Here is an 11,644-nt window from a genome sequence, read left to right as displayed (position 1 = left end):
CCCCCGGACCCCCGCTCCTCAAACGCCGGAGGGGCTGAGTTTGTGCGGAGCGGGTCGGGAAGGCATGCGCGGCGGCCGCGAGCCACCCGAGCCACCCGAGCCACCCGAGCCACCCGAGCCACCCGAGCCACCCGAGCCACCCGAGCCGACAAGGGTGCGGAACGTGCTTGTGGCGACGCTGCTGGTCACGGTACCGACACCGCCCTTGACACTGTCCACGCCTTGCCCACACCCTCTCCCGTGTGTGGCGCAAAATCGCTGCCCACCCGGTGTTCGCACGACGGGGCAATGAGACTGCTCGCGGCCTGGACGATGCTGCGGTACGACTCCATGACGTCTCGGTCCACTATGGGCCTCGACGGGCTTTGCAGCAGGTCAGCATGACCGTCGAACCCGGTGAACTCGTAGCCGTAGTGGGCGAGAACGGAGCAGGCAAGAGCACACTCATCGGATGTGCGACGGGTGTGGTCTCCCCCGACGGGGGCAGGGTCAGCGTCCTGGGACAGAGCCCGGCCGCGGCTCTGCGCACCGGAGAGATGGCGGTCGTGTGGCAGGACCTCGCGCTGTGCGACAACCTGAGCGTCATCGCCAACATCTTCCTGGGGCGCGAACTGGGCCACGGGTTCATCACCGGTCGTCGGATGCAGGCCGAGTCGGCGGCGGTGCTCGCTCGCGTCGGTCTTTGTGTCGGGGACCTGCAGCGTCGGGTAGGCGAGTTGGCCGGCGGGGAACGCCAGGCAGTGGCGATCGCCCGTGCTCTGCTGGGGCGCCCCAAGGTCCTGGTCCTCGACGAACCGACATCGGCGTTGGGAGTCAACGAGACGCTGCACGTGGAGCGCCTCCTCCGGTCCTTGCGAGGTGAAGGCGTCGCCGTCCTGCTGGTCTCGCACCGTATTGATCAGGTGTTCGGCCTGGCGGATCGGGTGATCGCGCTGCGCCACGGCCGGCTGGTCGGCGACTTCTCCACGGTGGAGGTACACGCCGACGACGTCCTCGCCCTGATGTCCGGCATGAACATCGATTCCGTCGCCCGCCGTCATCTTGCGCGGCTGTCCAGTCTTGTCGACCAGCTTGCCGAGGTCGAGCCGTCCGCTTCTTTGCCGATGATCATATCGGCGATGTCGACGGCTTTCGGGCACCGGCAACTCTGTGTGCACCTGGGCGGAGAGGACCCTGCCGACCCACTGCTGCTCAGCGCGTCAGTCGGCATCGGCGATTCCGTCCTCCGGCAGCTCAAGAGGGTCCGCGTCGGTGCACGCGGCGGGCCGATCGGTCGCGCCGCTGCTTCCGGTCTCCCGGTCGTCGAGGAGGACCTCCGTAGCCACGACCTGGGTTCCGGCTGGCCGGTCAGCATGTGGTCGGTGCCGATCCAGGGCAGCGGCGGCCGGTACGGGGTTCTCTCCGGCCTTGCCGACGTGCCCGGCCGTCCGCAGGACGACCTGCTGCGACTCGCTTCCGTGTACGCCAGCCTGGCTGCCACGGCGATCGAACGCGAGCGGCTGCTGAACGACCTCGCCCGGAGAAACCGGGTGCTCGAAGCGTTGCGGGGAGTTCTGAACGCGCTGGCAGGACCCGAACAACTGCCCGCGAGCCTGGAGCCGGCGCTGCGGGCACTCGCACAGGGTTTGCGGGCCCGAGCAGTGGCTCTGGTCGAAGCGCGGCTCGGCGCGGACGAAACGCAGGTCGGCGCGGATGAAGCGCAGGTCGGCGCGGATGAGGAGGACTGCTCGTACGGCGGGCACACCACGGTCACCGTCGACGGCGAGACCGATCCCGCGGACCTGGTGGGAGCGCTCGTGGCGGCGGGCCAGGACGCGACCTGGCGGCACGGCGCCCGCCAGATCGAGCCCACCGTGTGCGCGGTCCCGTTCCAGGTCGACCAACGGCGCTTCGTCATCGGAGCCCGGTGGACGGACCCCAACCGCGTGTCGGCCGACGGCGCCCAACTGCTGGAGAGCGCGGCCCGTTCCCTGCGGCTCGCGGTGGAACGCGAGGCCGCTCAGCGGGCCCAGGCCGAAGCCGGCGCGCTCCGGCGCGCAGGCGAGTTGCAGCGGGACTTCATTCACCGGCTCAGCCACGAACTGCGCACCCCCCTGACGACCATCACTGGATACGCTTCGACGCTGCGGGCCACGGACCTGGACTGGGACCCCGATTCCACGAGCCGCTTCCTCGACACGATCGCCACGGAAGCCATGCGATTGACCCGGCTGGTGGGCGACCTGCTCGACACCTCCGCCATCTCGGCAGGCGTCCTGCGGATGCAGCCGGACTGGTGTGAGGTGGCCGGTGTTCTGGAGGCCGCCATCGCAGCCGTCTCCCGCGGCGAGACGGACGTCGTCCTGCGTACCGACGATGTGCCACCGGTCTGGGCGGACCACGACCGGCTGGAACAGGTCTTCGTCAACCTCCTGGACAACGTGGCTCGCCACGGCGGACGCACCGCCGTCGTACGGTGCTACGCGGACGACGGGCGAGCGGTGATCGAGGTGACCGACGGCGGCCCTGGCATTCCCGCCGGGTTGCGCGCTCAGATGGTCGAGCCGTACGTCCGCGGCGACACCGATACGTCGGGAGCCGGCCTGGGGCTCGCGATCTGCAAGGGCATCATCGACGCGCACGGTGGTAGCTTGCGCTTCCTCGACGCGACAGTCGGTACGACCGTTCAAGTGGTTCTTCCGCTCGAACCGGACGCGAGGGCGGGTTGATGGGCGACGAGGGCCGGACCTGTGTCCTTCTCATCGAGGACGACCGCAACATCGTGGATCTGATCCGCAGCAACCTCACCGCGCGCGGATATGCCGTGATCGTCTCGATGGACGGGACGGACGTCCTGACGCTGCTCGAACGCGAGCAGCCCGACATCGCGCTGGTCGATCTGCTGCTGCCGCGCACGGACGGGTTCACCCTGTGCCAGCAACTGCGCCGCCACTCCACGCTGGGAATTATCGTCGTTTCGGCACGCTGGGAGGAGACGGACAAGGTCCGTGCGCTCAATCTCGGCGCCGACGACTACATGACCAAGCCCTTCGGCATCGAGGAACTGCTGGCGCGCATCAACGCGACCCTGCGCCGTTCGCGGCCGCTGCCGTCCACGGAGGAGTCTCCCGCCCCCGTTCGGCTGGGTGACCTGGTGATCGACATGGCTGCCCGATCGGTGACCAAAGGCGGGGCGCCGGTCCGGTTGACTCCTACCGAGTTCGCGCTGCTGCGCGAACTCGTGCTGCACAGGGGCAGCCTGGTGTCGCACGCGAGCCTGCTGCGCCGGGTGTGGGGACCTGGCTACGCGACGCACACGGAGTACGTCAGGGTGTACGTACGCCGACTGCGAGCCAAGTTGGAGACGCCGGACGGCTCGCCGCTGATCCAGACCGAGCCGCGCTCCGGGTACCGCCTGATCGCCGAGCAGTGATCCCGTGCACGGCGTGAGTGCCCAGGTCAAAGGGCATTTCTGAAACGTTAACAGCGGAAGTCCGCATGTTTATGTTTCGTTTCCGGGGCGCCCCGTAACTTCCCTTGCACTCGTCAGGAGAAGAAGGGTGAGCACCTTATGGAGCCGAACGGCGCAGCCCCGAACGGCACACCCCCACCCCTGCTGGAGATGCAGGGGATCGGCAAGGCATTCGGAGGTGTCCGCGCCCTGCGCGGCGTCGACCTGACCATCCGCCCCGGAGAGGTGCACGCCCTCATCGGTGAGAACGGTGCCGGCAAGTCGACCCTCATGAACATCATGTCCGGAGCTATCGCGGACTATGAGGGAAAGATGCGGTTGTCGGGGCTCGAAATCCGCTTCTCCTCACCCCAGGGCGCGCTCAAAGTCGGTGTTGCCACCGTTTTCCAGGAACTCGACCTGGTTCCCGGCCTTTCGGTGGCCCACAACCTGTTCCTCGGCCAGGAACCCCGGCGTTCGGGGATTTTCGTGGACAACTCCACGATGCACCGGCGCGCCGAGGCCGTGCTCCAGCGAGTCGGCGGAGGGATATCCCCCCGCAGCATCGTCGGGAACCTGCGCCTCGGGCAGCAGCAGGCCGTCGCCATAGCCAAGGCGCTGGCGGTCGGCGAACCGCGCATCCTCATTCTGGACGAACCCACGGCGGCACTGTCGACGCACGAGGTGGAGCGCCTGTTCGAGATCATCAGGCTGCTGCGCTCCCGTGGTGTCGCGATCGTGTTCATCTCGCACCGCTTGGAGGAGATCTCGCAGATCGGCGACCGTGTCACCGTACTGCGGGACGGGCGGGCCGTGGCGACCGTCCCGGCCTCGACCCCCCAGGAGCAACTGGTATCGCTGCTGATCGGCGAGTCCCTCCGAGCCCTGTTTCCCCCCGCCGGCACTGCCAGGTCCGAGGACCGGCTGACGCTGGAGAACTTCTCCTACCGCCCCCGGCGCCCCAGTCCGGAGTGGCAGGCACCCCACGACATCAACCTCACCGTCCGGGCAGGCGAGATCGTGGGTCTGGTCGGCCTGCTCGGCGCGGGGCGTACCGAACTGCTGCAGGTGCTCTACGGCACCGCACCACCGGGTCTGCAGAGCGGCTCGGTGAAGGTCGACGGCAGACCGTTGCGGATCGGTTCGCCCTTGGCGGCCCTCCGCCGCGGGATCGGTTTCGTGCCCGACGACCGCCGAGGCAGCGGTCTGGTCACCACCCGCAGCGTCACGGAGAACCTCATCCTCGCCGACCTCAAACGGCTCTCCACCGTCGGCGTGGTGCGCGCCGGCCGGGTGCGTGACGCTCTGCGGTGGGGCCTTCCCCGGCTGAAGATCAAGGCCGCCGGCGCAGACGCTCCCATCCTCAGCCTCTCCGGCGGTAACCAGCAGAAGGTCCTCATCGGCCGGATCCTGTTGCGGCAGCCGGACCTGCTGCTCCTGGACGAGCCCACTCGGGGCGTGGACATCGGAGCGAAGGCCGAGATCTACCACCTGGTGCGCTCGTTGGCCGCGAGCGGACTGGCCGTACTGGTCGCGTCGAGTGAGCTGCCCGAACTGGCCGGGTGGTGCGACCGGTTGGTGGTGCTGCGGCAGGGGCGGATGGTCGCCGACCTGCCGCCTGACACCGACCCCGCCCGCGTCCTCGCCCTTGCCGCAGACACGAACACCACCCAGGAGCAGCAGTGAGCACTCACCCCACGGACAGCGGCATGGCGACCGCTGAGTTCGCGGCCGCCGCCGAGGCACCGACCGCGCTCGACGACGGGAAGCCGCCGGCCACCGCCGGTGCACGGAAGTGGCTGCAGTTCCGCTTCCTGATCCGCTTCCAGAGCCTGCTCGGTCTCGTCCTGGTTCTCTTCGGCGGCATCATCTTCTCGCCGCGGCGCAACGGCGAGATTCTCTTTCTCAGCGCGGACAACCTCGCCAACATCGTCCGCTCCGTGTCCGAAACAGGAATCATCGCCGTCGGCATGACATTCGTGATCATCGCCGGTGGAATCGACCTGTCGGTCGGGGCCGTCCTCGGTCTCTCCGGCGTTCTCGTCGCCCGCCTGATGATCGACTGGAATTACGGGACCGCTCTGGCGATCGTCATCGTGCTGATCGCGGGTCTGCTGTTCGGAGTGCTCCAGGGACTCGTCTCGAACTACATGCGCATCCAGGCGTTCATCGTCACCCTCGCCGGCCTGCAACTCGCACGAGGACTGGCAAGAACCATCTCTGGGGACAAATTCATCAACATCAGCTATGGGGACGGGGCAAAACAGGCACCTTCCTCCTTCTCCGTGCTGGGTGACCGTTTCTTCGGTGGCGTACTACCGGTGTCCGCCCTTGTCTTCCTGGGCGTGGGCATCATCGGCGCGGTCATGCTCAACACCACCCGCTTCGGACGGCATGTCTTCGCCGTCGGCGGTAACGAACGCGCGGCAAGACTGTCCGGAATCAACGTCCGCTACGTCAAGATCGTGACCTTCGCGATCTGCGGTCTGACGGCTGCGCTGAGCGGAATTCTCGACGCGGGCCAACTCGCCTTCGCCAACCCGGATTCGGGAACAGGCTACGAGCTGACCGCCATCGCCGCGGTGGTCATCGGCGGCACGAGCCTGTTCGGCGGCGAGGGGACGGTCGTCGGCACGCTCGCCGGAGCCTTGTTGCTCGGCACGCTCAACAACATCCTGCAGTTGAACAACATCAACGCCAACCTGCAGTTGATCGTGACCGCCACGATCATCGTGCTCGCCGCAGCGCTGCAGCACCTGGCAAGCCGTCGACGCAGCACCTGACCCGCGAAGCACACCTGGCCCTCGACACCCCCCGGCCACCATCCCGCCGTCGGTACCCCGATCCCAGAACAAGGAACACCCATGCGCTCAGCCCTGAAGGAAAGCAGAACGAACATGACACGCAATCCCGCGACCCGCCGACTCGCCCTGGTCACCGTCGGCCTCCTCGTCATGGGCTCCGCGGCCTGCTCCACCGCATCCGGCAACTCCGCCGACTCGAAGGAACACCCGGGTGCGCTGGCGAAGAACTGCGGCACCGGAAAGAAGTTCAAGATCGGCTTCGCTCAGGCCAACAACGCCGAGCCCTACCGCCAGCACGTCAACGCCGAACTCAAGCAGCTGGCAAAGGGATACCCGGACTTCGACATCACCATCGCGGACGGGCGCGGGGACTCCAACAAGCAGATCTCCGACGTGGAGAACTTCCAGACCCAGCAGGTCGACCTGCTGATGATCTCCCCCTTCGAAGCCCAGCCCCTCACCCCGGCGGTCTCCCAACTCTACGAAAAGGGAATTCCGGTCATCGAACTCGACCGCCAGACGACCGGCGACAAGTACACGGCCTTCGTCGGCGGTGACAACCAGGCCATCGGCAAGGAGGCCGGGACCTACACAGCGAAGAAGGTGCTGCCGAACGGCGGCGAAGTCGCCATCCTGGAAGGTCTGACCAGCACCACCCCCGCCGTCCAGAGGACCAAGGGCTTCAAGGAAGGCGTCGCCGCGAACCCGAAGATCAAGGTGGTCGCCGTCCAGCCGGCGGACTGGCTGCCCGACAAGGCCCAGACGGTCTTCGACGCGATGCTGCGCGCCAACCCCGACATCAAGGCCGTGTACGCGAACAACGACCTCATGGCCAACGGGGCGTACCTGGCACTCAAAGGCCAGAACAAGGTCGGCGACGTGGCGATCATCGGCACCGACGGCCTTCCGGACGAGGCAGGAGGCGACCAGGCAGTGCTCGACGGACGGATGACCGCCACCTTCGTCTATCCCACAGGGGCCAAGGAAGCGCTCGAACTCGCCAAGAGCATCCTGGTCGACTGCGCCAAGAGCGTTGAGCGCAACACCGTCGTCGATACGACGCTGATCACCAAGGACAACGCCCAGGCGGCCATCGACAAGGCCAAGGGCTGAACCGAACGATGGGGCGGCTGGCGGCGGGCCGTTCTCGGGCTGTCAGACATACCGTTCGAGGATCGAGGACTCCGCCAACCGCGACAGTCCCTCCCGTACGCTGCGCGCCCGCGCCTCGCCGACCCCGTCCACCGTCTGGAGATCATCCACGCTCGCCGCGAGCAGCTTCTGCAGACCGCCGAAGTGCTCCACCAGCCGGTCGATGATCGCACCCGGCAGCCGCGGCACCTTGGCCAGCAGCCGGAAGCCGCGCGGCGACACCGCGGAGTCCATGCCCTCGGGAGAGCCGGTGTAGCCCAGCGCCTTGGCCACCGTGGGCAGTTCGAGCAGCTCCGCGTGGGTGAGCGCGTCGAGCTCGGCGAGCGCCTCGTCGACCGTACGGGAACGCTTGGCCGTCGGCTCGGGCACATAGTCCCGGACCACCAGCTCACGCTCCGGCTCCACACCCGCGATCAACTCGTCCAGCTGGAGGGCGAGGAGACGCCCGTCCGTGCCCAGCTCCACCACGTACTCGGCGATCTCCGTGGCGATCCGGCGGACCATCTCCAGCCGCTGGGCCACCGCCGAGACGTCCCGGACCGTCACGAGGTCCTCGATCTCCAGCGCGGAGAGTGTGCCCGCGACCTCGTCCAGGCGGAGCTTGTACCGCTCCAGGGTCGCGAGGGCCTGGTTGGCGCGGGAGAGGATCGCCGCCGAGTCCTCCAGGACGCGGCGCTGCCCGTCGACGTACAGCGCGATCAGCCGCATGGACTGGGAGACCGAGACGACAGGGAAACCCACCTGCCGGGAGACACGGTCCGCCGTGCGGTGGCGGGTGCCCGTCTCCTCCGTCGGGATCGTCGGGTCGGGCACCAGCTGCACGCCGGCCCGCAGGATCTTCGACAGGTCCGAGGACAGCACGATGCCGCCGTCGAGCTTGCACAGCTCCCTCAGGCGCGTCGCCGTGAACTCGACGTCCAGGACGAAGCCGCCGGTACACAGTGGCTCGACGGTCTTGTCGAAGCCGAGCACGATGAGCCCGCCGGTGTTGCCGCGGAGCACCCGCTCCAGTCCGTCACGCATCGCCGTACCCGGTGCCACAGCGCTCAGTGAGGCGCGCATCAGACCATCGGTACCGGCACTCCCACCGGACTTTCCGGGAGCTGCCACCCGGTCGTTGGCTGCCACTGCACTCCTCCGGTCGCAGGTTCTGGGGCGCTCCCGTTTCGCACACGTGGTTCGTACGGACGGGCGAGACCTGGGCAAAGTCTACCGGCGGTCCTCCGCGTCCCGTGGGGCCTCTCGCCGACGGGAGCGCGGGAGGACCCTCAGCGCGTCCCCCATGTCGGCCACTTCCAGGACCTTCATGCCGGGCGGGACCTTGCCGGGATCGCCCGGTACGAGGGCGTGCGTGAAGCCGAGGCGGTGGGCTTCGGCGAGGCGGCGCTGGACGCCCGTGACCCGTCTCACCTCGCCCGCGAGGCCCACCTCACCGATCGCGACGAGGTTCTTGGGCAGCGGGGTGTCACTCGCCGCCGAGGCCAGCGCCAGCGCGATCGCGAGGTCCGCGGCGGGCTCCGAGAGCCTCACGCCGCCGACCGTCGCGGAGTAGATGTCCCTCTTGCCCAGGGCGCTGATCCGGCCGCGCTGCTCCAGGACGGCGAGCATCATCGAGACACGGGAGGTCTCCAGGCCGGAGGTCGTACGGCGCGGGGAGGGGATCTGGGAGTCGACCGTGAGCGCCTGGACCTCGGCCACCAGCGGGCGGCGGCCCTCCAACGTCACGGTCAGGCATGTGCCCGGCACCGGCTCGTCGCGCCGGGTCAGGAACAGGCCGCTCGGATCGGCCAGGCCCGTGATGCCCTCGTCGTGCAGCTCGAAGCAGCCGACCTCGTCCGTCGCCCCGTAACGGTTCTTGACACCCCGGACGAGCCTGAGGCGCGCGTGGCGGTCGCCCTCGAAGTGCAGCACCACGTCCACGAGGTGCTCCAGCAGGCGCGGGCCCGCGATCGCGCCGTCCTTCGTGACATGGCCCACGAGGAGGGTGGCCATACCGCGATCCTTGGAGGCACGGATCAGGGCCCCGGCGACCTCACGGACCTGGGCCATCCCGCCGGGTGCGCCGTCGATCTCCGGGGACGCCACGGTCTGCACCGAGTCCAGGATCAGCAGCGACGGCTTCACCGCGTCCAAGTGGCCCAGCACGGCCGCCAGGTCGGTCTCCGCCGCGAGGTACAGGTGGTCGTGGAGGGCGTGGATGCGGTCGGCGCGCATCCGGACCTGGCTCGCCGACTCCTCGCCCGTGACGTACAGCGTGCGGTGCTCGTCGCTCGCCGCCTTGGCCGCCACGTCCAGCAGCAGCGTGGACTTCCCGACTCCGGGCTCGCCCGCCAGGAGGACGACGGCGCCGGGGACGAGACCGCCGCCGAGGACGCGGTCCAGTTCGGGCACGCCAGTGGAGCGGGCGGTGGCCTGGCGGCCGTCGACCTGGCCGATGGGCAGCGCGGAGCTGGTGACACGGCCCGGTGCCGTCGTACGGACCGCGGGCGCGCCGTACTCCTCGACCGTGCCCCATGCCTGGCACTCGGGGCAGCGGCCGAGCCACTTGGCCGTCTGCCAGCCGCACTCTGTGCAGCGGTAGGAGGGCCTGTCCTTGGTGGTCTTGGTACGGGCAGCCATGCGGCAAACCGTAACGGAGCGCACTGACAGTGTGTCCGGCGGTTCACTGGGCGCTGCGCCCCAGACCCCGCTGTTGATCGTCTGCCGCGTTGATGTTGTGGGGAAGCTGCCGGTTCGTTGTGGCTTGTCGCGCAGTTCCCCGCGCCCCTGACGGGCGCGCCCCTATCGGGGGCGGCCCACCGTCAGCTCCGCCGGGCTGTACCGGACATACGCCGCCCCATCCAGCCCCAGCTCGAGCGCCGCCCTCTGCAGCGCCCCCGGAGTCGCCGCAGCACCCCAGCGCCCCGCGGCCACCCGGTGCTCGACCGCGCGCAGGGCGGCCACCGTCTCGGCGGTCGTGAACGTGCAGTGGCCCTGCCGTTCGACGTACGCCTGTCGCAGGAGCGCCCTGTCGCCGGACGCGCGCACCCGGTCGGCGAACCGGTTCTCCTGCTCGACCGGTACGAGGTTGTCGGCCGTGGTGTGGATGTCCAGCAGCGGTACGGCCAGGCCCTGCCCGGCGGAGGAGGTGCGCTCCGCGGTGCGGACGGCGTCGGGGTCGGCGGTGATTGTGGCGTCCTTGGTCAGGGTCCTGAGGTCGGTGCGCAGGTCCAGTCCCGCCTGCCGGTACAGCGCTCGGACCAGCGGGGCGTGCGTCGAACCGGCCAGCACGCGCGCGTAGTCGACGCCCTTGTTGCCGGAGTTGTTGCCGCCGACGGCCTGTTCGATCGCGTAACGCCCGCTCCCGACGAACGCGAGGATGCCCTGCGCGAACCACTCGTACTGCTGCGCCTGCTGCCCCGCCCAGTCGCCGGGCGCGGGCCGTTCCTTGCCGGGTGCCCATGCGGGCAGGTTGAGGAAGGCGGCGGCGAGCGCGATCCGGGCCCGGCCCTCCGGGGTGCGCTGGGCGGCGGTGACCGCGGCGGAGAGCTGCTGGGTGGTGGCGGTCACCTCGGCCTGGGAGCCGAAGTCGACGAGCTTCACCGGCGTCCCCGGCAGCAGCAGGCGGGCGATCGTGTACTCGGCGTCGAGCTGGTAGTTCTCCAGGTCGTTCGCGCCGGCGACGAGGCCGCACAGGCCCAGGGCGCCGTCGATGCGGCCGCCGGCGTCGCGGGCGAGCTGCGCGTTGACGAGTCCGCCCATGGACTCGCCCATCGAGAGCGTGCGTTCGGGCTCGCCGGTCTTCGCGGCGACGGCGTCGAGGGTGGCGAGCTGGTCGCGTCGCGCGCTCTCCAGGGCCCACAGGGAGCGGCTCGTGTCGTACGAGGACCCGGCGAGCGCGTAACCCTCTTCGAGGAGCCGGAGACGTACGGCCTCGGTGGGGGCGTTCTTGGCCTCGGTGATGCCGAAGCCATGGCTGAACAGGACCAGGGTGCCGTTCCAGTCCTCGGGGACGTCGGCGATCCAGGTGGCGCCGTCGGGGAGGGTGCCGGTGAGCCGCCCGGCGGCCGGGGTGACCGGGCTCGCCGAGGTGGCGACCGGGGGAGCGGCGGGCGCGGAGGAGGTGGCCGACAGGGAGAGGGCGGCGGTGGCGGCCAGGGCGACGAGGGCGCGGAAGCCGGTGCGGTGTGTGACGCGGGGACGCAAAGCCATGGGGGGCTCCTGTCCGGAAGCGGTGGACGGCTGGGGGAGAGGGAGCGTGGGGGCTGTACGGATCCTC

General features: G+C 69.3%; 8 protein-coding genes. 5 read left to right on the top strand and 3 right to left on the bottom strand.

Annotated features, from left to right (window positions below; genetic code table 11):
* Positions 1 to 242 precede the first annotated feature (242 nt).
* The 5 genes from FNH08_RS31695 to FNH08_RS31675 all read left to right on the top strand — a co-directional run bounded on the left by FNH08_RS31695 (position 243) and on the right by FNH08_RS31675 (position 7,347).
* Positions 243 to 2,708 carry an ATP-binding cassette domain-containing protein gene (locus FNH08_RS31695; protein ID WP_322725838.1) on the top strand — a complete coding sequence of 822 codons (2,466 nt, stop codon included), beginning with the start codon at positions 243 to 245 and terminating at the stop codon, positions 2,706 to 2,708.
* The gene (locus tag FNH08_RS31690) at positions 2,708 to 3,412 is read left to right on the top strand and encodes a response regulator transcription factor (RefSeq protein WP_152774967.1); all 705 of its coding nucleotides are present in this window, start codon (positions 2,708 to 2,710) and stop codon (positions 3,410 to 3,412) included. The genes FNH08_RS31695 and FNH08_RS31690 overlap by 1 nt, the downstream gene beginning before the upstream one ends.
* A gap of 138 nt (positions 3,413 to 3,550) precedes the next feature.
* Entirely contained in the window at positions 3,551 to 5,116 is a 1,566-nt protein-coding gene (locus FNH08_RS31685; RefSeq protein ID WP_152774966.1) for a sugar ABC transporter ATP-binding protein, read from the top strand.
* 23 nt (positions 5,117 to 5,139) lie between these two features.
* Positions 5,140 to 6,213 carry an ABC transporter permease gene (locus FNH08_RS31680; RefSeq protein ID WP_152774965.1) on the top strand — a complete coding sequence of 358 codons (1,074 nt, stop codon included), beginning with the start codon at positions 5,140 to 5,142 and terminating at the stop codon, positions 6,211 to 6,213.
* 114 nt (positions 6,214 to 6,327) lie between these two features.
* On the top strand, positions 6,328 to 7,347 hold the full coding sequence (locus FNH08_RS31675; RefSeq protein ID WP_228034474.1) for a substrate-binding domain-containing protein: 1,020 nt from the start codon (positions 6,328 to 6,330) through the stop codon (positions 7,345 to 7,347).
* 42 nt (positions 7,348 to 7,389) lie between these two features.
* Here the strand turns inward: FNH08_RS31675 and disA are convergent, their stop codons facing one another.
* The 3 genes from disA to FNH08_RS31660 all read right to left on the bottom strand — a co-directional run bounded on the left by disA (position 7,390) and on the right by FNH08_RS31660 (position 11,577).
* The gene (disA, locus tag FNH08_RS31670; protein WP_322725837.1) at positions 7,390 to 8,514 is read right to left on the bottom strand and encodes a DNA integrity scanning diadenylate cyclase DisA; all 1,125 of its coding nucleotides are present in this window, start codon (positions 8,512 to 8,514) and stop codon (positions 7,390 to 7,392) included.
* Between the two features lie 81 nt (positions 8,515 to 8,595).
* A complete protein-coding gene (radA, locus tag FNH08_RS31665) occupies positions 8,596 to 10,005 on the bottom strand; it encodes a DNA repair protein RadA (protein WP_152774963.1) in 1,410 nt (469 codons plus the stop codon).
* A 162-nt stretch (positions 10,006 to 10,167) separates the two neighbouring features.
* Positions 10,168 to 11,577 (bottom strand): alpha/beta hydrolase, encoded by a 1,410-nt coding sequence (locus tag FNH08_RS31660; RefSeq protein ID WP_152774962.1) that lies wholly within the window; start codon positions 11,575 to 11,577, stop codon positions 10,168 to 10,170.
* Positions 11,578 to 11,644: the final 67 nt, after the last annotated feature.

It is taken from the genome of Streptomyces spongiae (assembly GCF_009377185.1).
Lineage (GTDB): Bacteria > Actinomycetota > Actinomycetes > Streptomycetales > Streptomycetaceae > Streptomyces > Streptomyces spongiae.
Note: the sequence above shows the minus strand (reverse complement) of the source record. Positions and strands in the feature narration are given on the sequence as shown.